The 25,126-nt window shown below is 71.6% G+C and carries 20 protein-coding genes; 7 read left to right on the forward strand and 13 right to left on the reverse strand.

Annotation, left to right across the window (positions count from 1 at the left end; all coding sequences use genetic code 11):
• Window positions 1-9: 9 nt before the first annotated feature.
• Window positions 10-891 carry a formyltetrahydrofolate deformylase gene (purU, locus tag ACFZDJ_RS35315; RefSeq protein ID WP_054235638.1) on the reverse strand — a complete coding sequence of 294 codons (882 nt, stop codon included), beginning with the start codon at window positions 889-891 and terminating at the stop codon, window positions 10-12.
• 89 nt (window positions 892-980) lie between these two features.
• Window positions 981-1,427 (reverse strand): hypothetical protein, encoded by a 447-nt coding sequence (locus tag ACFZDJ_RS35320; protein ID WP_101404420.1) that lies wholly within the window; start codon window positions 1,425-1,427, stop codon window positions 981-983.
• Between the two features lie 171 nt (window positions 1,428-1,598).
• Between ACFZDJ_RS35320 and ACFZDJ_RS35325 the strand changes: the two genes are divergently transcribed.
• A complete protein-coding gene (locus ACFZDJ_RS35325) occupies window positions 1,599-2,927 on the forward strand; it encodes an ABC transporter substrate-binding protein (RefSeq protein ID WP_391065103.1) in 1,329 nt (442 codons plus the stop codon).
• 56 nt (window positions 2,928-2,983) lie between these two features.
• On the opposite strand, the gene ACFZDJ_RS35330 is transcribed toward ACFZDJ_RS35325, so the two are convergent.
• Both ACFZDJ_RS35330 and ACFZDJ_RS35335 read right to left on the reverse strand, forming a co-directional pair.
• On the reverse strand, window positions 2,984-4,747 hold the full coding sequence (locus ACFZDJ_RS35330) for a hypothetical protein (RefSeq protein WP_391065106.1): 1,764 nt from the start codon (window positions 4,745-4,747) through the stop codon (window positions 2,984-2,986).
• A gap of 225 nt (window positions 4,748-4,972) precedes the next feature.
• Window positions 4,973-6,358: a transcriptional regulator gene (locus tag ACFZDJ_RS35335; protein ID WP_390930537.1), complete on the reverse strand. Its 1,386-nt coding sequence runs from the start codon at window positions 6,356-6,358 to the stop codon at window positions 4,973-4,975.
• A gap of 298 nt (window positions 6,359-6,656) precedes the next feature.
• Here ACFZDJ_RS35335 and ACFZDJ_RS35340 point away from each other — a divergent pair, with 298 nt between their 5' ends.
• From ACFZDJ_RS35340 to ACFZDJ_RS35350, 3 genes are all read left to right on the forward strand, one after another.
• Complete coding sequence (locus ACFZDJ_RS35340) at window positions 6,657-7,319, forward strand: bifunctional DNA primase/polymerase (RefSeq protein WP_390930539.1); 663 nt, start codon at window positions 6,657-6,659, stop codon at window positions 7,317-7,319.
• A 107-nt stretch (window positions 7,320-7,426) separates the two neighbouring features.
• On the forward strand, window positions 7,427-8,221 hold the full coding sequence (locus ACFZDJ_RS35345; protein ID WP_390930541.1) for an ATP-binding cassette domain-containing protein: 795 nt from the start codon (window positions 7,427-7,429) through the stop codon (window positions 8,219-8,221).
• Window positions 8,218-9,828, forward strand: coding sequence for a transporter (locus ACFZDJ_RS35350; RefSeq protein WP_168509300.1), 1,611 nt, complete (start codon window positions 8,218-8,220; stop codon window positions 9,826-9,828). The genes ACFZDJ_RS35345 and ACFZDJ_RS35350 overlap by 4 nt, the downstream gene beginning before the upstream one ends.
• Window positions 9,829-9,908: 80 nt before the next feature.
• On the opposite strand, the gene ACFZDJ_RS35355 is transcribed toward ACFZDJ_RS35350, so the two are convergent.
• Both ACFZDJ_RS35355 and ACFZDJ_RS35360 read right to left on the reverse strand, forming a co-directional pair.
• Complete coding sequence (locus ACFZDJ_RS35355; RefSeq protein WP_101404414.1) at window positions 9,909-10,784, reverse strand: alpha/beta fold hydrolase; 876 nt, start codon at window positions 10,782-10,784, stop codon at window positions 9,909-9,911.
• Between the two features lie 1,022 nt (window positions 10,785-11,806).
• Window positions 11,807-12,499, reverse strand: coding sequence for an iron dependent repressor, metal binding and dimerization domain protein (locus tag ACFZDJ_RS35360; RefSeq protein ID WP_390930545.1), 693 nt, complete (start codon window positions 12,497-12,499; stop codon window positions 11,807-11,809).
• A 275-nt stretch (window positions 12,500-12,774) separates the two neighbouring features.
• Between ACFZDJ_RS35360 and ACFZDJ_RS35365 the strand changes: the two genes are divergently transcribed.
• Entirely contained in the window at window positions 12,775-13,530 is a 756-nt protein-coding gene (locus tag ACFZDJ_RS35365) for a sugar isomerase domain-containing protein (protein WP_391065110.1), read from the forward strand.
• Between the two features lie 58 nt (window positions 13,531-13,588).
• Here the strand turns inward: ACFZDJ_RS35365 and ACFZDJ_RS35370 are convergent, their stop codons facing one another.
• The gene (locus ACFZDJ_RS35370) at window positions 13,589-14,974 is read right to left on the reverse strand and encodes a PAS domain-containing protein (protein ID WP_390930549.1); all 1,386 of its coding nucleotides are present in this window, start codon (window positions 14,972-14,974) and stop codon (window positions 13,589-13,591) included.
• A 686-nt stretch (window positions 14,975-15,660) separates the two neighbouring features.
• Between ACFZDJ_RS35370 and ACFZDJ_RS35375 the strand changes: the two genes are divergently transcribed.
• Window positions 15,661-16,716: a 2-oxoglutarate and iron-dependent oxygenase domain-containing protein gene (locus tag ACFZDJ_RS35375; protein WP_391065113.1), complete on the forward strand. Its 1,056-nt coding sequence runs from the start codon at window positions 15,661-15,663 to the stop codon at window positions 16,714-16,716.
• Between the two features lie 30 nt (window positions 16,717-16,746).
• Here ACFZDJ_RS35375 and ACFZDJ_RS35380 read toward each other — a convergent pair whose 3' ends face one another.
• Complete coding sequence (locus tag ACFZDJ_RS35380; RefSeq protein ID WP_390930553.1) at window positions 16,747-17,847, reverse strand: citrate synthase; 1,101 nt, start codon at window positions 17,845-17,847, stop codon at window positions 16,747-16,749.
• A gap of 434 nt (window positions 17,848-18,281) precedes the next feature.
• On the opposite strand from ACFZDJ_RS35380, the gene pdxH reads away from it, so the two are divergent.
• Complete coding sequence (gene pdxH / locus ACFZDJ_RS35385; RefSeq protein WP_384917446.1) at window positions 18,282-18,920, forward strand: pyridoxamine 5'-phosphate oxidase; 639 nt, start codon at window positions 18,282-18,284, stop codon at window positions 18,918-18,920.
• Between the two features lie 12 nt (window positions 18,921-18,932).
• Here pdxH and ACFZDJ_RS35390 read toward each other — a convergent pair whose 3' ends face one another.
• The 5 genes from ACFZDJ_RS35390 to ACFZDJ_RS35410 form a co-directional block, all read right to left on the reverse strand.
• Window positions 18,933-19,661, reverse strand: coding sequence for a TetR family transcriptional regulator (locus ACFZDJ_RS35390; protein ID WP_391065116.1), 729 nt, complete (start codon window positions 19,659-19,661; stop codon window positions 18,933-18,935).
• Window positions 19,649-20,392, reverse strand: a complete 744-nt coding sequence (locus ACFZDJ_RS35395; RefSeq protein WP_384917309.1) for an enoyl-CoA hydratase family protein — start codon at window positions 20,390-20,392, stop codon at window positions 19,649-19,651. The genes ACFZDJ_RS35390 and ACFZDJ_RS35395 overlap by 13 nt, the downstream gene beginning before the upstream one ends.
• Window positions 20,389-21,996: an AMP-binding protein gene (locus ACFZDJ_RS35400; protein WP_391065119.1), complete on the reverse strand. Its 1,608-nt coding sequence runs from the start codon at window positions 21,994-21,996 to the stop codon at window positions 20,389-20,391. Before ACFZDJ_RS35400 ends, ACFZDJ_RS35395 begins: the two co-directional genes overlap by 4 nt.
• A gap of 33 nt (window positions 21,997-22,029) precedes the next feature.
• Window positions 22,030-23,163 carry an acyl-CoA dehydrogenase family protein gene (locus ACFZDJ_RS35405; protein WP_390930561.1) on the reverse strand — a complete coding sequence of 378 codons (1,134 nt, stop codon included), beginning with the start codon at window positions 23,161-23,163 and terminating at the stop codon, window positions 22,030-22,032.
• Window positions 23,164-23,271: 108 nt separating this feature from the next.
• Window positions 23,272-25,119, reverse strand: coding sequence for a biotin carboxylase N-terminal domain-containing protein (locus ACFZDJ_RS35410; RefSeq protein ID WP_391065122.1), 1,848 nt, complete (start codon window positions 25,117-25,119; stop codon window positions 23,272-23,274).
• Between the last annotated feature and the right edge of the window lie 7 nt (window positions 25,120-25,126).

Raw genomic sequence — 25,126 nt, forward strand, 5'->3', positions numbered from 1 at the left:
CCGGGTGTCTTACGCGAACACCACCGTGCGGCGGCCGTTCAGGAGGATCCGGCGCTCGGCGTGCCACTTCACCGCGCGCGCCAGCGCCTGGCACTCCACGTCCCGCCCGATGGCGACCAGCCCGTCGGGCGTCACGTCGTGGCCGACGCGCTCGACCTCCTGCTCGATGATCGGCCCCTCGTCGAGGTCGGCGGTGACGTAGTGCGCCGTCGCGCCGATCAGCTTCACACCGCGCGCATGCGCCTGGTGGTACGGCTTCGCGCCCTTGAAGCTCGGCAGGAAGGAGTGGTGGATGTTGATGATCCGGCCGCTGAGCTGCTTGCACAGGTCGTCCGAGAGCACCTGCATGTAGCGGGCCAGCACGACCAGTTCGACCCCTTCGGAGCGGACCAGTTCGAGCAGCTGCGCCTCGGCCTGCGCCTTCGTGTCCTTCGTCACCGGAATGTGGTGGAAGGGGACGTCGTACGAGGCCACGAGTTCGGCGAAGTCCGTGTGGTTGGAGACCACGGCCGCGATGTCGACGCGCAGCGCGCCGGTCCGCGCGCGAAAGAGCAGGTCGTTCAGACAGTGGCCGAACTTGCTGACCATCAGCACGACCCGCATCTTGTCCTCGGCCCGGTTGAGCTGCCAGTCCATGTGGAAGGAGTCACCGATCGCCGCGAAGCTCGCGCGCAGCTTGTCCACGGTCACCGGCGCCTCCGCCGAGAAGTGGACGCGCATGAAGAACAGTCCCGTGTCGTGGTCGCCGAACTGCTGGCTGTCCTCGATGTTGCAGCCGGTCATGAAGAGGTAGCTCGACACGGCGTGCACGATTCCCTGCTTGTCCGGGCAGGAGAGGGTCAGGACATATTGTTCGGCGGGCGCGGCGGCGCGGGTGGACTGATCATTCATGCAGGACAGGGTCCCATACGAGGCACCGCACCGGACGAACCGTCCCGCCACGCGGACGCGCTGCGCCGAGCGTCCCGCCCCCGGCCGCGCTACGCCGACCGCGTCAGGATCCGCAGGATCTCCAGCGTCCGCGGCGGGGTGTCCGGATCCTCGCCGTCGCTCACCGCGAGGCGTACGTGCGCGTCGCGCGCCGCCCGCAGTGCCTCCGGCCACGCCTGGTGGTCGAGGTAGGCGGAGACGGGTGCGTCGGGCCCCACCTGGTGCATGATCCGCAGGACGCGGAGCACGGCGGTGTCGACGAGGGCCGCCTCCTGGGAGTCCCGGAAGATCGTGCCGACGTACTTCTCGGCGGACCAGTTGTCCAGCCAGGTGTCCTCGACCAGGCGGTACACGGCGTCGGTGACGTCTCCGTACCCGTCGATCCCGGCGAGCCAGACATCACGTTGGAAGGTGGGGTCGGAGAGCATGTGCAGCGCGGAACGCACATTGCTGCGCCAGCGCCACCAGGGCATGTCGTTCAGTGGCATGCCGCCCATGGTGGAGGAGCGACGGCCGCGACGGGAAGAGTTCTCCGAACCTTGCACAGTCGACGATCGTACGTTCTCCGCGAAAATGCGATCATCGCCCCCCGTAATTCACCTCTACGTCACCTCACGTTGACCGCCGGTCACACACGGGTTAGTGATGTGACGGAATCGTGCGTGTCCATGACCGGTAGGCGACGCACGAGCACCACCCCACCCGTCCGCCCCCAGCGGACCGGGACCAGAGTCTCGACGAAGGTCAGGACCAGAGTGCTGATGGCGGGCGCGGTGGTGGCGTGTGCGTCGATCGCTGTCGGGTGCGGGGCCGTCCCCGGTATCACGGGGGGTTCCGGGGACGACACGATCACCGTCATGACCTGGGCGCCGCAGGACACCCCCGCGACCAACAAGCCCGGCATGCCCGCCATGGCCGAGGCCTACGCGCGCTGGGTCAACGCGAACGGCGGCATCAACGGCCACAAGCTCAAGGTCCTGACCTGCAACGACCACAACGACACCGTGTACGCGGCGAAGTGCGCCCGGCGCGCGGCCGACGAGAACGTGGTCGCGGTCGTCGGGTCCTACAGCCAGCACGGCCGTTCCTTCCTGGCCCCGCTGGAGGCCGCCGGCATCCCGTACATCGGCGGCTACGGCGTCACCGACGACGAGTTCTCGAGCCCGCTCTCCTATCCGATCAACGGCGGCGAGCCCGCCCTGCTGGCCGGTCTCGGGGAGCAGCTCGGCAAGAAGTGCGGCCCGGTGGCGCTCGTGCGCCCCGACACCGTCGCGGGCGACCAGCTCCCGGTGCTGCTCAACGCCGGTCTGAAGGCGGAGGGCCACACGCCCACCACCGACCAGCGGGCCGCCGAGGACGCGACCGAGTACTCGGAGCAGACGAAGCTCGCGCTCGGCCGCGCGAGCTCGGACCCGCTGAAGCAGGGCTGCGTGGTGTCCGCGCTCGGGGACCGTACGGAGACCTTCATGGACTCGTTCCGGCGCGACCGCCAGGACTATCCGAAGGTGGGTACGGGCACGGTGCTGGGCAGCCTCGACCAGTCCCTGATCGACTCCACCGGCGGCCAGTCGAGCCCGTACGAGGGCGCGCACGTCACCGGCTGGTACCCGGTGGCGAGCGACGCGCGCTGGGACCCGATGCGCAAGGTGATCAAGGAGGAGGCCTTCGGCGACAACCGGATCGACCCCGCGGACGCCGGCGTGCAGACCACCTGGATCGCGTACAACGTGCTCAAGTCGGTCGTCGAGTCACTCGGCGACAGCAAGGTGACCTCGCTCGCGATCCGGCACGCCCTCGACAACGGCCTCAAGGTGACCACCGGCCGGCTCACCCCGACCCTCAGCTGGCGCTACGAGGACCTGATCGCGGCCGTCGACTTCCCGCGCCTGGTCAACGCCCACGTCACCTTCCAGGTCGTACGCGAGGGTCAGCTGGCCTCGGAGCGCAACGGGTTCATCGACGTGTCGAAGACGCTGGAGAACGCGGACTCGAACTGAGACCTGGGCTCGGACCGCGCGGCCACTCGGACCGGGCGGTCACTCGGACCGGTCGGTCACAGCTGGGTCGTCGTGCGCCGCGTCAGTCCGTACGTCGAGGCGATCGAGTTCCACAGCCTGGCGGCCTTCGCCTTCTGCGCGCTCGCGGTGCCGCTGGCCTGGGTGGCCGCCGCGGTCTGGCCGGTGGTGCGGGCGTGGCCCTTCTTGCAGCCCTTCTTGCCCTTGACCTGGTCGGCCCAGGCCGCGTAGTGGTTGTCGGCCGACGCGGAGGCCTGCCAGGCGCTGTTCAGCGCGGCGGTCAGCTCGGCGTTGTTCGGGAGCTTGTCGACCGAGAGGCCGGAGAGCCTGGTCACCAGTCCGGACCGCTGCTTCGCCGCGTCGCGCAGGTCACTGGCCGCCTGGTCCAGGTTGTTGCACGCCTTCACGTTCTCCACGGCGTTGATCACCGAGTCGCGGCTGTTGTTGCTGTCCGCTAGGAGCTTGTCCAGCGCGACGGCCTGCGCCTTGGCCGGGTCGGCCGCCGACGACGAGCCGTCCGTGGCCCCGGCCGTCGCCGACACGTTCTTGCTGCTGTCGTCCTTGCCGCTGCCACTGCCTCCGCCGCCGCTGAGCATGGCGCCGGCCCCGATACCGAGCACGACGATGCCGATACCGACGGCCGCGATCAACGGACCGCGCGAGCGGCTCCGTCCACCACCGCCGCCGTCGTCGGCCGCGCCACGCCGGGTGGCGGCCCGCCCGCCCGGCGCTCCGGGCATCCCCGGGGCCTGCGCGGCATACGGGGCGTGCAGAGTCTGCGGGGCGTGTGGGGCGTGTGGGGCGGGGGCCTCGAACCGCGGCAGCTGCTGCGTGGACGCGGGCCCCTCCGCCGCACTCGGCGCGCCGGGCGCACTGCGGAACAGGTTGTCGAACTCCGCGGGCGGCTGCCGGTCCTCCGGTCCGCCCGGACGTATCCCGTACGGCGCCGCGCCCGGCTCCGCGGGCACGGGGGCGATGTACTGCGTGGCCTCGGCGTCGGGGTGCGCGGCCGGGGGCAGCGGTCCCGAAGGCACCTCGGGCGGCAGCGCACCCGGGCCCACCGGCGGGATGTACTGCGTGGCCCCCTCGTCGGGCGTGGCGGGGACGGGCGGCAGGAACTGGGTCGCGCCCTCGGGGGCGGCCGGAACCGGCGGGATGTACTGCGTGGCGCCCTCGTCGACGGCGGGCGGCAGCGCCCCGGGAACGGCGGGCGGCAGCGCGGCAGCGTGCGCGCCCCGGGGCTGCTGCTGGGGTACGGCACCACCCTGGTGGCCGCCGTACGCCGGATTCTGTTGGCCGCCGTAGGAGGAAGTCTCCTGACCGCCGTACGACGGCGGCTGCTGGTCCCCGTACGGCCGCTGGTCCCCGTACGACGACTGCTGGGTGCCCTCGGCAGGCAGCGGGCCGGCGCCGGATGCCTGCTGGGCCGGGAAGCCCTGCTGCTGGGCCGGGGCGGCACCCCAGCCCTGCGCCGGTTCCGCGGGCGCGGCCCAGGTCTGGGTGGACGGGTCGTGACCGCCCCAGTCCGGGGCGGGGGCGTCGGACGGGGACGGCTCGGAGCCGCTCCAGGTCTGGGTGCCGTTCACGGGCGCACCCCAGCCCTCGGCCGGCTGCGGGGCCGGTGCCGCCGACTGGTCCGGTCCCCACGGCTGGTCCCAGGTCTGACCACCCGCCGGGACCGCCGGAACGGCCCGGTCGCCCGTCATGCCCGGCAACAGCGGCTCGCCGCCGTCGGAGGGCAGCACGATGCCTTCGCGCGCCGTGCGCGCCGAGGGCTGCTCGCCCTGTCCACTCTGCGTCACCGGGACTCCTACTAATGGGGGACCTTCGGAATCGTCGGCTCACGCTACCGGGTCCCCACGCGCCCGTGCCACGCAGCACAGGGCGTTACCCCCGCCCACTGTGACCGGGGTAACGAATACGCCCCACCGTGCGCTGTATCTGACTCCTCCCACTCCAGGCGCCTTCGTTTGCCCGGCGTTCACGCCCATGCACAGCGTGTGTTCACCGGCGCACACACGATCCGCTCACGCCGCCGCCTGCAACTCCAGCCGCGCCCCGAACTCCCGTACCACCGCCTCGTCCCGGTACGGCTCCAGACGCTGCTGGAAGTCGTCCAGGTACTCGGCGCCGCGGTTCGAGCGGAGCGTGCCGAGGAGTTCGACCGCGCGCAGACCTGTGTGGCACGCCTGTTCCACCTCGCGCTGCTGGACCTGCGCGGTGGCCAGCAGGACGTAGCCGATGGCCCGGCGGCGGGCCCGCGACTGCGGGTGCCCGGCGAGGGAGTCCTCGGCGCAGCGCGCGGCTGCCTCCCCCTGACCCAGGTCACGGTGGCAGTGCGCCAACTCGTCGGCGAGGTAGGCCTCGTCGAAGTGCGCGATCCATGTCGGGTCGTCCCCGGAGGCCGCGTCGGCGCCCTCCAGCGCGGTGATCGCACGCCCGGACGCCACCTGAGCGGCGCGCGCGTCGCCCATCAGGGCGTGCCCGCGCGCCTCCGCGGCGTGGAACATCGACTCCGCGCGTGGTGTCACCCGCCCCCGCGCCCCCTCCTGCGCCGCGCGCGCCAACTGCGCGATCTCGCGCGGGTTGCCGAGCTGCGCCGCCAGGTGGCTCATGGACGCGGCCAGCACGTACCCGCCGTACCCCCGGTCCCCGGCCGCCTGGGCGAGCCGCAGCGCCTGGATGTAGTACCGCTGGGCGAGGCCCGGTTGACCGGTGTCGATGGCCATGTAGCCCGCGAGTTCCGTCAACCGCGAGACCGCCGAGAAGAGTTCGCGTCCGACGCCCTCCCGGTACGAACCCGCGAGCAGCCCGGAGACCACGCTGTTGAGGTAGTGCACGACGACCGGGCGTACATGCCCGCTGCCGTACTGGTGGTCCAGGTCCGTGAGCGCCTGGGTCATCGCGCGGACCGCCGCCACGTCCGAGAGCCCGACGCGCGGGCCCGCCGCACGCGCCACCTGCGAGTCCGGCGCGGAGATCAGCCAGTCGCGGCTCGGCTCGACGAGCGCGGAGGCGGCGACGGACGAGCCGGACAGGAAGTCCCTGCGTCCGACGTCACTGCGCCACAGCTCACACACCTGCTCGATGGCGCCGAGGACGGTCGGCGAGAACTGCAACCCCACGCCCGACGCGAGGTTCTTGCCGTTGGCCATGCCGATCTCGTCGATCGTGACCGCACGGCCCAGCTTGCGGCCGAGCGCCTCGGCGATGATCGCGGGAGCGCGTCCCCTCGGCTGCTGACCGCGCAGCCAGCGCGCCACCGACGTCTTGTCGTAGCGCAGATCGAGGCCGTGCTCGGCGCCGCACATGTTGACCCGGCGGGCCAGGCCGGCGTTGGAACAGCCCGCTTCCTGGATGAGCGCCTGCAGCCGTTCGTTCGGCTGCCTGGCGACGAGAGGCCTTGCGGCCATGGCGTACCCCCTGTGGCTGCGGTGCCTGCCCACGCACCGAGTTGACGTGTCCTCATCGGCCAACCGCAGCGAAGGAAGTCGGCCATGAAGATCAATGCCCCGCCGACATACCGAAGATGCGAGACATGTGAGGATTGCCGGAGTAAAGGCGGCTGCCCCGACCCCACCCCTGGTTACCCATCGCCCGCTGCCGTTCCCCCTGCGCGCCCCCACCCGTGCATCCATGCGCCCCACACGCGGGAACGATGCCCCTCCCCCGCGCACGGGACCCCCGTAACCCCCTGTGGCAGCTAGAGTTGTGTTCATCGTGGAAGAGACCATCGCGGGGCCCGAGGCCGTCCAAATCCCGAAGCAGCGTGGCGAATCATTGCTTGACACCGCCGTGCGATATGCCGAAGAGCGCCATTGGGACGTGTTCCCGGGCACGTGGCTGGAGGCTGTCGACGGGATGCAGCACTGCTCCTGCGGCGAGGCCACCTGCCCCACGCCGGGCGCACACGCGACGCGCGAGGACTGGGCGACGCAGGCGACGGGCAGTGCGACCGCCGCGCGCCGGATGTGGTCGAAGCAGCCGAACGCGTCGATCCTGCTGCCCACCGGGCGTACGTTCGACGCGATCGATGTGCCGGAGACGGCCGGATTCCTCGCGCTCGCCCGCATGGAGCGGATGGAACTGACGCTGGGGCCGGTGACGTGCACGCCGGACCGGCGCATGCACTTCTTCGTCCTTCCCGGTGCGGCGACGAAGGTCCCCGACCTGGTACGCCGACTGGGCTGGCCGCCCGCCTCCCTCGATCTCGTCACCCTGGGCGAAGGCTCGTACGTGGCGGCTCCGCCCACCCGGTTCGGTTCACGGGGTGCGGTGCAGTGGGCCTGCCGGCCGACGCCGGCGAACCGGTGGCTGCCGGATGCGGAGGAATTGATCTCGCCGCTCGCCTATGCGTGCGGGCGGGATCGATGACCGTGGCTCGGCGCCGTTCTTGAACCGCGGGTTCGTCGTGGCTGGTCGCGCAGTTCCTCTCGCCCCTGAAAGCCTAAAAGCAGGGCACTCGCCCTTAGGGTGCTCACATGGCCGAGCAAACAGGGGCAGACGTTCCCGCCGTACGCGTACGCGGGCTCTGGAAGCGGTTCGGGGAGCAGGTCGCTGTCGCCGGGATCGATCTGGAGTTGCCCGCGGGGCGGTTCATCGGGCTCGTAGGGCCCAACGGCGCGGGCAAGACGACCACCCTCTCGATGGTGACCGGGCTGCTCAGACCCGACCAGGGCGGCGTCGAGGTCGTCGGCCATGACGTGTGGCGCGACCCGGCGGCGGTGAAGGCCCGCATCGGCATACTCCCCGAGGGCCTGCGGCTCTTCGAACGGCTCTCCGGGCGTGAGCTCCTCGCCTACACCGGCCGGCTGCGCGGCCTGCCCGGCGCCGAGGTCGACAAACGCACCACTCAACTCCTCGACGTCCTCGACCTCGCGGGCGCCCAGCACAAACTCGTCGTCGACTACTCGACGGGCATGCGCAAGAAGATCGGCCTCGCCGCCGCTCTCCTCCACAACCCCGAGGTCCTCTTCCTCGACGAGCCGTTCGAGGGCGTCGACCCCGTCTCCGCGCAGACCATCCGCGGCGTCCTGGAGCGCTACACGGCATCGGGCGCCACGGTCGTCTTCTCCTCCCACGTCATGGAACTCGTCGAATCGCTGTGCGACTGGGTGGCCGTCATGGTCGCGGGGCGCATCCGCGCGCACGGCCCGCTCGCGGAGGTCCGCGGCGACGCGCCCTCCCTCCAGCAGGCGTTCCTCGAACTGGTCGGCGCACAGGGCCGCGACCGCGGGTTTGACCTGGACTGGCTGGGCGGCGGGGCGACGCGATGAGCACGGGTGTCTCCGAGGCCTCCATCACCCCCGTCGTCGTACGGCTGAAGCTGTCGCTGCTGCGCAACGGGCTGCGGCAGTCGGCCGGGCGGCGGGCCGCGTACATCACCTCGGTCGTCGTCGTCCTCCTCTTCGCCGCCCTCCAACTGCTCGGCCTCATCGCCCTGCGCGGCAACGCGCACGCCGCGTCCGTCACCGTCCTGCTGATCGCGGTCATGGCGCTCGGCTGGGCCGTGATGCCGCTGTTCTTCCCCAGCGGCGACGAGACCCTCGACCCGACCCGGCTCGTCATGCTGCCGTTGCGACCGCACCCGCTGGTCCGGGCGCTGCTCGTGGCCTCGCTGGTCGGTATCGGACCGCTGTTCACCCTGTGCCTGCTGGTCGGTTCCGTGATCTCCGTGGCGCACGGCACGGCGGCGTACGTCACCGGCGTCGTGGCCGTGCCGTTGGCGCTGCTCGTCTGTGTGGCCCTCGCGCGGGCCGTCGCCGCCGCCAACATCCGGCTGCTGTCCAGCCGCAAGGGCCGCGACCTGGCCGTACTGAGCGGCCTCGTCATCGCGATCGGCGCGCAGCTCGTCAACTTCGGCGCGCAGCGGCTCGGTTCGGCGGGCGGACTGTCCCGGCTCGACCCGGCGGCGGACGTGCTGCGCTGGGTGCCGCCCGGGTCGGCGATCGGCGCCGTGGACTCGATGAGCAGGGGCTCGTACGGGGCGGGGGTCGCCCAACTCGTCCTGAGCGTGGCGGCGCTGGTGGGGCTGCTGGCGCTCTGGTCGAGGCACCTGACCCGGTTGATGACCTCGCCGGACGGGTCGACGTTGCAGGCGGGCGAAAGCGCGGCGCGGGAGCGGGTCCCGACGGGCGGGCTGCGCCGGCTGCTTCCCTCGGGGCGCACCGGGACCGTGATGGAGCGCAGTCTGCGGTACGTGTGGCGCGACCCGAAGACGAAGGCCGCGTGGGTGACCTCGCTGGCGATCGGGCTGATCGTGCCCGTGTTCAACGCCCTGCAGGGCACCGGCTCGATCTACTTCGCGTGCTTCGCGGCCGGAATGCTCGGCATCCAGATGTACAACCAGTTCGGTCAGGACACCTCCGCGTTCTGGATGGTCGCGATGACCATCGCGTCCCCGCACGACGCGTACGTCGAACTGCGCGGGCGTGCGCTGGCGCTGCTGATGATCACCCTGCCGTACGCGACGCTCGTGACCGTGCTGACGACGGCGATGCTCGGCGCCTGGTCCAAGCTGCCCGAGGTGCTCGGCCTGTCCTTCGCGCTGCTCGGCGCGATGCTGGCCACCGGCGCCTGGTCCTCGGCCCGCTTCCCGTACTCGATCCCGCAGGAGGGCTACAAGAACGTGGCCCCCGGGCAGGCGGGCCTCGCCTGGATCGCCATCTTCGGCGGAATGGTCTCGGCGGCGCTGCTGACCGCTCCTGTCATCGCCCTCACCATCTGGCTGAACGTGACGGCGGACGGGCACCGGTGGAGCTGGCTGCTGCTGCCGCTGGGGGCCGGATACGGGGCGCTGATCACGGTGTTCGGGCTGCGGATGGCGGCTCCCCGGACGGCCCGGCGACTGCCGGAGATCCTGGCGGCGGTCAGCAAGGGCTGAGCCGACGGGAAGGCCGGCCGGAAGGGCGAACTGTCCGGTCGGCGCCCCCCGCGGCCCAGGCCTGATCCAAACGACGGGCCTTAGCGGTCCTGGCCGGTGAGTACGCCGTCGAGGAAGGGCTCGATCGCGGCGCGCCACGCCTCCGGCTGGTCGTAGTGCACGAGATGACCGGCGTCGGCGACCTCCGCGTACCGGCCGTGCGGCAGTACGCGGACCATCTCCTGGGCCTCGGCCCGGCCGAGCTCGCCGTCGAGGCCCCGTACGACCAGTGCGGGGCACTGGACCTGGGCGAGCTCCTCCCAGTGGGCGTCGTACACCCAGGTCTGGCGGGACTTGAGCATCTGCTCGGGTTCGAAGACCGGGCGCCAACCGTCGGCGGACTCGTGCATCACCTCTGCGTAGAACTCGCCGCGGGACGGGTTCGGGCGCTCCACCCAGGGGTCGTCCTCGCCGAACCACTTCCGTACGTCGGCGAGCGTGGCGAAGGGCATGGGCCAGGCCTTGAACCAGTCCTCCCACTCACGCTGCGACGCCGCCCCTAACGCCGAGGCCCGCATGTCGCAGATGATCAGCCCGCGGACGAGGTCGGGGCGCTTGGCGGCGAGCTGCCAGCCGGTCAGCGCGCCCATCGCGTGGCCGATGAGGACGGTCGGGGCGAGACCCAGCTGCTCGAGAGCGGCCTCGGCGTCCTCGACGTAGGCCTCCCGTGTGTACTGCCCCTCCGGCGCCTTGTCGCTCTGGCCGTGACCGCGCTGGTCGAGGGCGACGGCGCGGTGCCGCTCGGAGAGCCAGCGGGCGGTGGACGCCCAGTGGGAGGCGCGACCCATGAGGCCGTGCAGAAGGAGCACGCCGGGGGCGGGCGGGGTCCTGGGAGGGTCGGTCTTGGGAGGATCGGCGAACTCCCAGGCGGCGAGGCGTAGACCGCCCGCGCCCGTCACGTCGATGCGCCGCACCATAGGTCTGGCACCCCCCTAGCTCGCTCGGACCGCTCGCTCCCGCTCGAGCCGGCCGGTCCACTCGTAACCGCTTCCTGCCGCTTCCTGCTGCTGCCGTGCCGCTGAGTCTGCTGATGTGCTGCTCTACGTGTACCCGATTTGCCTGTGATACGCCGCCAGATTATCGAATGCGTATTCGAAAATACTCCTCTCGGCGGCAACACCCCTCGTTCGAGTGACCACGCTCGGGGATTGACCGCCGCCGCCGAGGGGAGATCTTCAGCGGGAGGCGGACCGCTCGGGGAAATCGGTCCGAAGGGGATGACCCTGGGAGCTCGGGGCTCCGGGTCAGCACAGGGGAGGACAGGCCCCGGCGCCGTAAGGTGCCGGGGCCCTCTCCACATCTACGGCACATCCTCCCCGCCCCCTCCCCAACCGTGCGACATCCCTCTTGGACACGGTCAAGAGCCCTCAGGTCATATGCCTCACGGGCCAGCCTCGCACGCAAACGGTCCCGGCGCTGCGATTCCGCACACTGAATCTTGGTTTCGGCCATGTAGCGAAAACATCACAACTACCCCTGTGGTCGCGGGAGTTGACACGACCGAGGCGAGTCGACGGAGGTGCGGGGAGGGGGTGGAGCGTTGGGTCATCGCAGGCGGACGACACGCTCCACGGCGAGCGACCTGCGCCAGGGCGCCCACGCCCGCGCCCGGCGCGTCGAACGGAGCGCCGGGTCGTCCCCGACGCGCGGTGCGCAGTCCGGAGCGCCACCGGCACACGACGGGCGAGCCTGGCGGCCACCGATCCACGACGGGCGAGCCGGGTCGCCATCGATCCACGACGGGCGAGCCGGGCCGCCACCGATCCACGACAAGCGAGCCTGGCCGCCACCGGCCCACGACGGTCGGCGGGCGCCCGGAGGCCGACCCGGGGTTCGGCGGATGCCGGACCCCGTGGCCCACCCCCGGGAGCTGCCCCTCGCGGGCTCAGGGCCGGGAAGCCCGCACCCGGGGTGCGAGGCCTCCCACGATCACCGGATGTCAGCGCTTGGCGACGAACACGTGGGACGCGACGTCCGACTCCAGCTCCGCCGCCTCACCACCGCTGCCGACGAGCACGCCGCCCGCCGACTCCGTCACGCTCACCACGGAGCCGGGCTGCACACCCGCGCGCCGCAGCGTGTACATCAGCTGCGCGTCCGTCTGGATGGGCTCGCCGATCCGGCGTACGACGACGGTCTTGCCGTCCAGGCCGGGGTCGAGCTCGGCCAGCGACACCATGCCCTCGTCCAGGAACGGGTCGGCGCCGTCCTTCTCGCCGAGCTCCTCCAGTCCGGGGATCGGGTTGCCGTACGGCGACTCGGTCGGGTGGCGCAGCAGCTCCAGCACGCGCCGCTCCACCGCCTCGCTCATCACGTGCTCCCAGCGACACGCCTCGGCGTGCACCTGCTCCCACTCCAGACCGATCACGTCGACGAGCAGGCACTCCGCGAGGCGGTGCTTGCGCATCACGCGGGTGGCGAGGCGACGGCCCTCCTCGGTGAGCTCCAGGTGCCGGTCGGTGGCGACCGCCACCAGACCGTCGCGCTCCATGCGCGCCACCGTCTGGCTGACCGTCGGCCCGCTCTGGTCGAGCCGCTCCGCGATCCGGGCGCGCATGGGGACCACGCCTTCCTCCTCCAGCTCGAGGATGGTGCGGAGATACATCTCCGTGGTGTCGATCAGTCCGGACATACGTGCCCCTTGATTAGCTCTGCCGAAGGCTCGGTGGCTCACCGGCGTGTGCGCTGGCCCTGAACTCAATTCTGACGCATACCACTGACAAGCGTGCCTCGCCGTTGAAACCACGGAGTTACGAGTGCCCCTGCGGACGCCCAGCCGGGTGCCTCCGCGGCCACCTCCGCAGGCCGTATTGACAGCGCGCTGGTCCAGACCGCAACGTGATCCGCGGCACAAAGCGTGACCCAGCGCCCACCCGACGCCGACGAGACTTCTAAGGGGCTTCGCCGATGAGCGACCGCAAGCTGGCCGGGCAGTTCTTCGACGCGGCGATCGGCCTGCTCCAGCAGGTGCGGGACGAGGACGCGGGAGACATCGAGGCGGCCGGCACTCTGATCGCCGACACCGTCGCGGGCGGCGGCCGGCTCTTCGCCTTCGGCGCCGGGCACTCCTCGCTCGCCGCCCAGGACGTCGTCTACCGCGCGGGCGGTCTGGCCCTGATGAACCTGCTCGCCGTGCCGGGCGTGGTCGGTGTCGACGTCATGCCGGCGACGCTGGGATCGGCCCTGGAGCGGGTCGACGGCCTCGCGAGCGCGGTCCTGGACTCCAGCCCGCTCCGCGCCGGCGACGTACTCGTGATCATCTCCCTGTCCGGCCGCAACGCGCTCCCGGTCGAGATGGCCATGAACGCGCGGGCCCTGGGCGTGAAGGTCATCGGCGTCACCTCGGTCGCCTACGCCTCGGAGACGAAGTCCCGGCACGTCTCGGGGACGTACCTGAAGGACCACTGCGACATCGTCCTCGACTCGAAGATCGCGGTCGGGGATGCGGAACTGACCCTGGACACGATCGAGGCGCCCTTCGCTCCCGCCTCCACGGTGGTCACGACGGCCCTCCTCCAGGCCGTCATGGCCACGGCCGCGGGCGCGCTGGCCGACCGGGGCATCGAGCCGCCCCTGCTCCGCTCGGGCAACGTCGACGGCGGCCACGAGTGGAACGGCCGGGTGATGACGGAGTACGGCGACCGGATCTTCTACCGCCGCTGAGCCGACCTGGAATCCTCCACCCACGCTGGGCTGATCGGGTGGGGTGCGCGTGGCGGTGCTACGTCCGTCCCGCCAGCCCCTCCAGATCCAGCGCCATGGCGATGCGTACCGCCACGTCCTCCGCGTACGTCGCGTCCGTGCGTTCGAACTGACTGCGCCCCACACCCCGCAGAAACGTCACGACGCCCAGCGTGCGCCCCCGGCTGCGCAGGACCGCGCACAGGGCGTGCACCGAGTCCGGCGGCCACTGGCGGGCCGTGGCCCACTCCCGCATCCGCTCGGGGGTGATCTCACCGGAGCTGGCCCGCACGGACCCGGCCCGCTCCACGCACTGGAGCGCGGGATGCCCCTCGGCGTACCGCACGGGCAGTCCGGCCCTCCCGGTGAGCAGGCTCGGCCCGGGCGCCCCGGCGGGCGTGGTGACGGCGCGTACGAGCCGTACGGGCCCGTCGTCGTCCCCCGTCGGCCACCCGCTCGCGACCCGGTCGATCAGCGCGTGGTCGGCGAACCCGGCGAGCGCGAAGTCGAGATGGACGGTGGCGGCCTCCCCGGGGTCCTCGCACTCGGCCGCCGCCCGTGCGGCCCGGTGCAGCTGGTTGGCCCTGAACCGCAGCAGGGCCGCCTCCTGCTCGGTGTGCTTGGCCTCGGTCACATCCTGGAAGAGCCACCCGACCCCGAGCGGAACCGGTTCTTCCGTGAGCGGCGAGGAGAGCCGCAGGAATCCGCTGCGCCAGCACCGCCGTTTCTCGCCCTCGGCCGACCGCACGCTCACCCACATCTCGGCGGGCGCGGGCGGCGCACCCTCGGCGAGCACGTGCGTGAGCGCGCTCTCCAGTTCCTCGACCCCTTGGGAGAGCAGCTCCCCCAGCGGCCGTCCGAGCACCGCCGTACGCCCGATCCCCAGGGCTCGGGCCGCGTGCGCGTTGACGACGGCGGGCCGCAGGTCCGCGTCGACCAGGACCACACCCCAGCTGGCGTCCTCGAACAACGCCTCGCTCAGAGCGATGGACCGCTCGAGATCGATCTGCGCGTGCACCTCGCTGAAGGCGCAGTACACCCCGGCGGGCTTCCCGTCGGCTCCGCGCACGGCGGCGGACTGGGTCCGTACGAGCACGCGCCCGCCGTCCTTGGTCAGCAGCGCGAACTCGTGCACCTGGCGCCCGGGGGCCTCCATGGCGGACAGCAGCCGTGCCTCGACCTCCTCGGCGTCCGCGGTCCGCACGGCCCACCCGGCGAACCCGCGCCGCCCCACGGCCTCGGCCGCGGTCCAGCCGAGAATCCGCTCGGCCTCGCGGTTCCAATGGGTGACGACCCCATCGGCGTCGAACGCGCACAGCGCCGCGTCCATCCCGTCCAGCAGCGCGGCAAGCAGATCGGAACCAGCCGGCTCGGGCTCGTCCGGCCCCAGCTCGTCGGTGGTCCCACTACGCCGGGAAGCACTCACCTGGACCCCCTGCAGGCTGCGTCCGCACGTACGGCGAGACAGTTCGCTCACTCGCCTTCATTCAACTCGAACGTGACTCAGCCCACATCGTGTTCCCCAAAGATTGGACGAAATCGTTGTACGCAGGGATTCCGCCCCCTCAGCCCCAGGAATCGCAGGGGTCGAAAAAAAGTGGTTGAGCTGTCGGCGATCGGTTCCTAAGGTGTGGTTTACACGAGAAGGGAGGTGGTTCGGCAGATGTATAAGAACCGGACGCGTGAGGTGGCTGCGGGCTAGCGGCCCGTCACCACATCCAGTGCGGTGCCGGACCAGCGCTTGAAGTGAGCGCGCAGCCGGCCCCAATCCCAAGCAGTCACCCGACCCGCGAGCTCGCCGGTACGTCCGGCCGGCTCCTCCGCCGCGAGGCGGAGGGACCCGAGCTCGCGGGTCGTCTGCGTTTCGCGCAGATCGTCTGCGTTTCGCAGGGCATGTGACGTGGAGCACATGCGTTTCGCGGGGTCCGCAGTACTCTTGGACCATGCTTCCGATGCTCGTTCGACGCCGGCACGTGGACTTCGTGCGCGTCACAAGCATGGGCTGTCGGGCTTCTTCCTGACCTCGGCCCCCTCTCTTCCCCTTGGCACCCGTGGCCCCCGCCCCACCCCTGGCGGCCGCCCGGGCACCCGTACACCCTGCGGACACACCTCATGACGACGAACACGTCTTCTGATCAGTACCAGCAGAGCCGGCAGCACCGGCCGTACCAGCAGCTTCCGATCATCGATCTCTCCGCGGCCGACCGCGGCCCCCAGGCCCGTGCCCTGCTGCACGCGCAGTTGCACAGCGCCGCCCACGACGTGGGCTTCTTCCAGCTCGTCGGGCACGGGGTGACCGAGGGCGAGACCGCCGCCCTGCTCGACGCCATGCACCGGTTCTTCGCGCTGCCCAAGGCCGAGCGGCTCGCCCTCGACAACGTCAACTCCCCGCACTTCCGCGGGTACACGCGCACCGGCGACGAGCGCACGGGCGGCAGCCGGGACTGGCGGGACCAGCTCGACATAGGGGCCGAGCGGCCCGCGCGCAGGCCCGGTCCGGGCGAGCCCGCCTACTGGTGGCTGGAGGGGCCCAACCAGTGGCCGGCCGCGCTGCCGGAGCTGCGGACCGCCGCGCTGGCGTGGATCGACCGGCTCAGCTCGGTCGCGGCCCGCCTGCTGCGCGAGCTGCTCACCGCGATCGGGGCGCCCGCCGACTTCTACGAGCCGATCTTCGGCGAGCGGGCCCATCCGCATCTGAAGCTCGTGCGGTATCCGGGCAGCGCGGGCGACGGCGCCGACCAGGGCGTGGGCGCGCACAAGGACTACGGATTCCTGACACTGCTGCTCCAGGACCAGGTCGGCGGCCTTCAGGTGCAGCGCGAGGACGGCCTCTTCCACGAGGTGCCGCCGCTGCCGGGAGCGTTCGTGGTCAACCTGGGCGAGCTGCTGGAAGTGGCCACCAACGGGTACCTCGTCGCCACCAACCACCGGGTCGTCAGTCCGCCCGGGGCCACCGAGCGGTTCTCCGTGCCCTTCTTCTACAACCCGCGCCTGGACGCGCGCGTGGAGCCGCTGCCCTTCCCGCACGCCTCCGCCGCCCCCGGCGTCACCGACGACCCGGCGAACCCTCTGTTCGCGGAGTACGGCTTCAACGAGCTGAAGGGCAAGCTGCGGGCCCACCCGCTGGTCGCCACCCGTCATCACGCGGAGCTGCTCACCCCCGCGTGATGACCGGCCACTCCTCGGCTCGACGGGGGCTCAGTGCGTGATGTCCTCGTAGCCCTTGATCTCCTGGGGGCTGCGCGGACCGGGGCCCACATAGCGCGCGGACGGCCGTACGAGCCGTCCCGTGCGCTTCTGCTCCAGGATGTGCGCCGACCAGCCCGCCGTACGGGCGCAGGTGAACATCGATGTGAACATGTGCGCCGGGACCTCGGCGAAGTCGAGCATGATCGCGGCCCAGAACTCGACGTTCGTCGCCAGGACGCGGTCCGGGCGGCGCGCGTGGAGTTCCTCCAGGGCCGCCTTCTCCAGCGCCTCGGCGATCTCGAAGCGGGGGGCGCCGAGCTCGCGGGCGGTACGGCGCAGGACACGGGCGCGCGGGTCCTCGGCGCGGTAGACGCGGTGGCCGAAGCCCATCAGGCGTTCGCCCTTGTCGAGGGCCTTCTTGACGTAGGCCTCCGCGTCGCCCGTGCGCTCGATCTCCTCGATCATGCCGAGGACGCGGGAGGGCGCGCCGCCGTGCAGCGGCCCGGACATGGCCCCGACGGCGCCGGAGAGGGCGGCGGCGACATCCGCGCCCGTCGACGCGATGACGCGGGCGGTGAAGGTGGACGCGTTCATGCCGTGCTCGGCAGCGGACGTCCAGTAGGCGTCCACGGCCGCGACGTGCTTGGGATCGGGCTCGCCGCGCCAGCGGATCATGAAGCGTTCGACGACGGAGTGCGCCTTGTCGATCTCGCTCTGCGGAACCATGGGCCGGCCCTGGCCGCGGGCGGACTGGGCGACGTACGAGAGGGCCATGACGGCCGCGCGGGCGAGATCCTCGCGGGCCTGGGCCTCGTCGATGTCGAGGAGGGGTTTGAGGCCCCAGACGGGGGCGAGCATGGCGAGCGCGGACTGGACGTCGACGCGGATGTCGCCGGAGTGGACGGGGATCGGGAACGGCTCGGCGGGCGGCAGTCCGGGGTTGAAGGCGCCGTCGACGAGGAGGCCCCACACGTTTCCGAAGGAGACGTGGCCGACCAGATCCTCGATGTCGACGCCCCGGTACCGGAGTGCGCCGCCCTCCTTGTCCGGTTCGGCGATCTCCGTCTCGAACGCGACGACTCCTTCGAGTCCGGGTACGAAGTCGGACATCAGGCGGCTCCTCGTGATGTGTACGACGGGGGGTTTATGGGGGGGATGGTGGGTGTGTTGGTGGGGGCGCGTCTTGCGGTCGGAAAGGGAAACCGTGCGTCGGTGATGGGTGGTCGACGTCCGGTTCCACGGTCGGCTCGTGGACTCGCGGTCCGGTACGTCTTCCCGGTGATGCCCCGTACGGCCGGCGGTCATCCCACCGCAACGGTGGCAGCACCATATCCCCGAGTGCCACCTTTGGGGAGGCCCTGCGGCACTCAGTGCCACCCGCTGTCACTCGATGCCGTACCGGGATACGGCAAGATGACCGCGTGACCGACCGCGACCGCCTCCCGGATGAATCCGCCGACGAGCCCCTCGTCCTGCGCGCTGCGGAAGCCGCCGCCGCAGAAGCCACGGGCGACGCCGAAGAACTCGCCGCCGACCCCGCCGCGATGCGCGCCCACTACCGCGCCGAGGGGCTCGTCGAGGCCGACCTCGCCGCGCATCCCATGGACCAGTTCGCCCGCTGGTTCAAGCAGGCGGCGCAGGCCTCCGTGCAGGGCATGGTGTACGAGCCGAACGCGATGATCGTCTCCACGGCGGACGCGGAGGGCCGGCCCAGCTCACGCACGGTGCTGCTCAAGCAGTACGACGAACAGGGCTTCGTCTTCTACACCAACTACGACTCCCGCAAGGCCCGCGAGCTGGCCGAGAACCCGTACGTCTCGCTGCTCTTCCCCTGGCACCCGATGGCCCGCCAGGTCATCGTCACCGGAACGGCGCGGCGCACCGGACGCGACGAGACCGCCGCGTACTTCCGCACCCGCCCGCACGGCTCCCAGCTCGGCGCCTGGGCCAGCCCCCAGTCCTCGGTCGTCTCCTCCCGGGACGAGCTCGACGCCGCCTATGAGGAGTTGAGCGCCCGCTACCCGGAGGGTGAGCAGGTCCCCGTGCCCCCGCACTGGGGCGGCTTCCGCATCGCCCCCCGGACGGTCGAGTTCTGGCAGGGCCGCGAGAACCGCCTCCACGACCGGCTGCGGTACGTGGCGGAGCCGGACGGCAGCTGGCGGGCGGAGCGCCTCGGTCCGTGACGTCGGCGGGGCTCAGCCCAGCGCCTCGTCCAGCAGTACGCCCCACTGCGCCACCACCCGTTCCCGTCGCCCCCCGTCGTTCGTGAGGAGATTGGCGAGGCCGAGGCCGCGGGACATGTCCAGCAGGCCCTGGACCGTTTCGCGTACGCCAGGGCGGGATTCGTCGGCGGCGAGGAGTTCCACGGCGATCCGGTGGGTCTCGCGGCCCACCCGGGCCTCCAGTTCGGTGACCCTCGGGCGGAGCTGCTCCTCGTTGGAGGCGGCGACCCAGAGGTGGAGGGCGGCGCGGAAGAGGGGGCCGGTGTAGAGGTCCACCAGGGCCGCGACCACCTCGCGGCGGTCGGCGGCACCCTCCGGGAACAGGGCGCGCAGTGCGGTGGAGCGCTCCTCGGCGACGTACTCCACCGCCGCGGTGAACAGGTCCTCGCGGGTGCGGAAGTGGTGCTGGGCGGCCCCCCGGGACACTCCCGCGCGCTCGGCGACGACGGAGACCGTGGAGCCCGCCCAGCCGTGCTCGGCGAGACAGGCCACGGCGGCCGCGAGCAGCCGCTGCCGGGTGGCTCGGCTGCGGTCCTGCTTGGGAACGTGCGGAAGCCGGGGACTGCGGGGGGCGATTTCGGCAGGCTCTGTCGCGTCCGTGGTGGCGTTCGTCGACGCGTTCGTCGACGCGTCCGTGGCGCCCGTGGTCGCGTCCGTGGGCTCCGCGCGCTCCGCGGCTTCCGTCGTGCTCACACCACCCATGCGGGATCCCGTCGTTCGAGGAAGGCCGTCATCCCCTCGCGGGCCTGCGCGGAGGAGAACAGTTCGGCCGAGAGCGCGGTCAGGGCGCCCGCGTCCCGGTCGAAGGCCTCCAGCACCCTAGCCGTGAGCAGCCGTTTCGTCTCGGCCAGGCCTTGGGGGGAGGCGCGGCGCAGGCCGTCCAGGACGGGTTCCAGGGTGACGTCGACGTCGTCGCCGGTCGCCGTCAGGAGTCCCGTCCGTACCGCCTCCGCCGCGTCGAAACGTTCGCCCGTGAGGTAGTAGCGGGCGAGGGCGCGGGGGTCCGTCCGGGGCAGCAGGGGAAGGGAGATCACGGCGGGCGCGACGCCGATGCGTACCTCCGTGAAGGCGAACGTGGCCTCCTTGGAGGCGATCGCCAGATCGCAGGCTCCGAGGAGTCCCAGTCCGCCCGCCCGCACATGGCCCGTCACCCGGGCCACCACGGGCTTGTGCAGCTCGACGATCTGCCGCAGCAGGGCGACGAGCGCGTCCGGGTGCGGGGGGTCGCGCAGGTCGGCGCCCGCGCAGAACGTGTTCCCCGTGTGGGCGAGGACTACGGCGCGGACGTCACGGTCCTTGCCGCACCGGGTGAGCCCGTCCGCGAGCTCGCCCACGAGAGCGGCGGAGAGGGCGTTGCGGTTGGCGGGCGCGTCGAGGGTGAGCGTGGTGATGGCGCGGTCGTGCGCCACGCGGACAACCGGTTCAACGGTCATGACAGGCCTCGCAGTTCCCGGCGCAGTATCTTTCCGGAGGCCGCACGTGGGACGGCGTCGATGAAGGTGACGCCGCGGACCCTCTTGTACGGGGCGACGCGCTCGGCGACGTACATCATCACCTCTCCTTCGGAGAGGCCGGTGACGTCGGAGAGATCCGCCGCCGGGCCGGCCGGGCCGGCCCCGGACGGCCGGCGCACCACAAAGGCGTGCGGGACTTCGTTGTTGTCCTCGTTGTAGACCCCGATGACCGCGGCGTCCGCGATGCCGGGGTGGGTGAGGAGCAGGGCCTCCAGTTCGGCGGGCGCGACCTGGAAGCCCTTGTACTTGATGAGCTCCTTGACGCGGTCGACCACGAACAGCCAGCCCTCGGTGTCCACGTGACCGACGTCTCCGGTGTGCAGCCAGCCGTCCGGGTCGATCATCGCGGCGGTGGCGTCGGGCTGCCCCAGATAGCCCTTCATGACCTGGGGACCGCGGATGACGATCTCGCCCGCCTCCCCGACGCCCAGGTCCTTGCCGGGGTCGTCGAGGGAGACGATGCGCATCTCGGTGCCCGGGACGAGCCGGCCGACCGTTCCCGGGGGCGCGTCCTGGGCGGCGTCCAGGGGGACCAGGTGCGTGCAGGGAGACAGTTCCGTCATCCCGTAGCCCTGGCCGATGGGCGGCAGCCCGAGCCGCTCGGCGCAGGCCAGCGCGAGCTTGGCGTCCAGGGGCGCGGCGGAGGAAACGATGTACTTCAGGGACGACAGGTCGTACCGCGCGACGGCCGGGTGCTTGGCCAGGGCCAGCACGATCGGCGGCGCCACGAAGAGGCCGCTGATGCGGTGCTTCTCGATGGCCGCGAGGAAGGTGTCGAGGTCGAAGCGGGGCAGTACGACGACGGTGGCGCCCTGCCTGAGGGGTGCGTTCATCAGGGCCGTCAGCCCGTAGATGTGGAAGAAGGGCAGCACCGCGAGGATGCGCTCGCCCTCGCCCATCGGCAAGAAGGGGACCAGCTGCGCCAGATTGGTGGCGATGGACCGGTGGGTGAGCATCACCCCCTTGGGTATGCCGGTCGTCCCGGAGGAGTACGGCAGGGCCGCGACGTCCGTCACCGGGTCGATGTCGATCTCCGGTTCGGGCGCGGCCGAACCGAGCAGATCGATCAGCGAGCGATGCCCCGGCGCGCTGTCGCAGACGAAGATCTCCCGCACCCCACCGGCGAGCTCGGCGGCCTGCCGCGCCGCCTCCAGGAGGGGCGACACGGTCACGATCCAGTTCGCGGCGCTGTCCCGCAGCTGCTTGGCGAACTCCTCGGGCGTGGCGAGCGGGTGCACGGTCGTGACCGACGCCCCCGCGCGCGTGGCGGCGTAGAACGCCGTCGGGAAGGCGATGGTGTTCGGGCTGTGCAGGGCGAGGACGTCGCCCTTGCGGACGCCCGCGTCGGCGAACGCGGCGGCCAGCCTGCGGTGGAACCGGTCCAGCTGCCCGTAGGTGAGCGTGGTGCCGTCGACTCCGTCGATCAGCGCGGGCGTGTCGCCGCGCTCGGCGGCGCGTCCCAGGACCGCCTCGTGAATGGGTTCCTCTACGGCCGGGACTTCGGCGTACTCGCTGCGGAACACGGTTCCTCCTAGAGCGGCTCGTGGAGCAACGGGCTAGTACGACTTGGGCAGGCCCAGGGTCTGATGGGAGACGTAGTTGAGAATCATCTCCCGGCTCACCGGAGCAATACGAGCCACGCGCGAGGCCGTTATCAACGAGGCGAGGCCGAATTCGCGGGTGAGGCCGTTGCCGCCGAGGGTGTGCACGGACTGGTCGACCGCCCTCACGCAGGCCTCGCCCGCCGCGTACTTGGCCATGTTGGCGGCTTCACCTGCGGCGACGTCGTCGCCGGAGTCGTACAGGTACGCCGCCTTCTGCATCATCAGGCGGGCGAGTTCGAGGTCGATGTGGGCTTGTGCGAGAGGGTGGGCGACGGCCTGGTGGGCGCCGATGGGTTCCTTCCAGACGGTGCGCTCGCGGGCGTACTCGACGGCCCTGGAGAGCGCGTAGCGGCCCATGCCGATCGCGAACGCGGCCGTCATCACCCGCTCGGGGTTGAGTCCCGCGAAGAGCTGCAGCAGGCCCGCGTCCTCGTCTCCGACGAGCGCGTCGGCGGGCAGCCGCACGTCGTCGAGGGTCAGCTCGAACTGCTTCTCCGCGCTGTGGAGTTCCATGTCGATCCGGCGCCGCCCGAAGCCGTCGGCGTCGCGCGGGACGATGAACAGGCAGGGCTTGAGGCGGCCCGTCCGCGCGTCCTCCGTGCGCCCCACGATGAGGGTGGCGTCCGCGATGTCGACGCCGGAGATGAACACCTTGCGGCCGCTGAGGAGCCAGTCGGCGCCGTCCCGGCGAGCGGTGGTGGTGATGCGGTGCGAATTGGAACCCGCGTCGGGTTCGGTGATGCCGAAGGCCATGGTGCGGGTGCCGTCGGCCAGGGCCGGAAGCCACTCCCGCTTCTGGGCGTCCGTGCCGAAGCGGGCGATCACCGTGCCGCAGATCGCCGGCGACACGACCATCATCAGGAGGGGGCAGCCCGCTGCGCCGAGTTCTTCCAGGACGATGGAGAGTTCGGCTATGCCGCCGCCCCCGCCACCGTATGCCTCCGGCAGGTTGACGCCGAGGTAGCCGAGCTTGGCCGCCTCGGACCAGAGGGCGTTGATGTCGTAGTCGCGGCCGTGGCGTTTGCCGAGGGCGGCCACGGCTGATCGGAGGGCCTTGTGTTCTTCGGTTTCTGTGGCGGGGCTCATGGGTGCTCCTGGGGCCGTCATTTCGCTGCGGGTTGTTTGTGGCTGGTCGCGCCCACGCGGCGGAGCCGCATGATGTGACAGCCCCGCGCCCCTGACGGGGCGCTTGTCTCACGGAGTTGGCTCTACTACTGCCAGGAGAGTCCCGACTTCCACCTGCTGGCCGGGGGTGGCGTGTAGGGCGCTGAGCGTGCCTGCCGTCGGCGCGGAGATCTTGTGTTCCATCTTCATCGCCTCCAGCCACAGGAGGGGCTCTCCGGCCCGTACGGCGGCTCCCGTGGCCAGTCTCTCGGCGACGCGGACGACGGTTCCGGGCATGGGGGCCAGGAGGGAGCCGGGGGCCTGCTGGGCGGTGGGGTCGGGGAAGCGGGGCAGGGCGGTGAGGGCGGTGGCGTTCACGAACACCTGGTCGCCGTACCGCGTCACCTCGAACTTCCGCCGTACGCCGTCCACTTCGAGTACGACGAGACGGGCGTCGGCGTGCACCACGCGCACCCCGTCGGCCGTGAGGCCCTCACGGGTGTGCCGGTAGCGCACCTCGTGCTCGGTGCCGGCCAGGTCGTAGCGCTTGACCTGGGGCTGCGAGGGGAGATTGCGCCAGCCGCCGAACCGGGAGCGGGAGTGGCCCCGCGCGTCCGCCAGGGCCGCCGCCAGGGGCGCGTACGGGTCCGGGGCCGGCGTCGTGAGGGCGGCGAGGTGGCGCTCGTAGAACCCGGTGTCCATGCGGGCCTCGGCGAACTCCGGGTGCCGCAAGGAGCGTACGAGCAGATCCCTGTTGGTCGCCGGGCCGTGGATGTCGGCCCGTTCCAGGGCGCCCGCCAGTTTGCGTACCGCCTCCGCGCGCGTGGGCGCGTACGCGATCACCTTCGCCAGCATCGGGTCGTAGTGGACGCCGATCGGGTCGCCGTCGGTGTAACCGGTGTCCAGGCGGACGCCCTCCGGGACGGCGAGGCGGTGCAGGGTGCCGGTCTGCGGCGCCCAGGCCCGCGCCGGGTCCTCGGCGTACAGGCGGGCCTCGATCGCGTGCCCACGCGCGCGTGGCGGGTCGTTCGCGAGCGCCGTGCCCTGCGCCACCTGGATCTGGAGCGCGACGAGATCGACGCCGAAGACCGCCTCCGTCACCGGGTGTTCGACCTGGAGTCGGGTGTTCATCTCCAGGAAGTGGGCCTTGCCGTCGGCGACCAGGAACTCGACCGTTCCCGCGCCCACGTAGTCCACGGCTCGGGCGGCCCGCACGGACAGGTCGTAGAGGGTTTCCGTCAGGCCTCCGAGACCGGGGGCCGGGGCCTCCTCGACGACCTTCTGATGGCGGCGCTGGAGGGAGCAGTCGCGGGTGCCGAGCGCCCAGACCGTGCCGTGCGCGTCGGCGAGGATCTGCACTTCCACATGCCGGCCGCCCTCTACGTAGGGCTCGACGAAGACCTCACCGTCACCGAAGGCGCTGAGGGCCTCGGCGCGGGCGGCGGTCAGTTCGGCGTCGAGGGCGTCGAGTTCGCGTACGACGCGCATGCCGCGTCCGCCGCCGCCCGCGGCCGCCTTGACGAGCACCGGGAGATCGGCGGCGGTGACCGTCTCCAGCGGTTCGAGTCCCATCAGTTTCTTGGCGCGCGTCTTGGAGGCCATCGCCTCGATGGCCTCGGGCGGCGGCCCGATCCAGACGAGGCCCGCGTCGAGGACGGACCGCGCGAAGTCTGCGTTCTCGGAGAGGAAGCCGTACCCGGGGTGCACAGCGTCCGCGCCGGCGCTCAGGGCCGCCTTCACGATCAGGTCGCCGCGCAGATACGTGTCCGAGGGCGCCGCCCCCGGCAGCCGTACCGCCTCGTCGGCCACACGCGTGTGGAGGGCGTTCTCATCGGCGTCCGAGTACACGGCGACCGTCCGGATCCCCGCCTCACGGCAGGTGCGGAAGACCCGGCAGGCGATCTCGCCCCGGTTGGCCACGAGGACAGAAGTAATCACTGGGACC

Source organism: Streptomyces sp. NPDC007896 (assembly GCF_042959425.1).
In the GTDB taxonomy this organism is placed as follows: domain Bacteria; phylum Actinomycetota; class Actinomycetes; order Streptomycetales; family Streptomycetaceae; genus Streptomyces.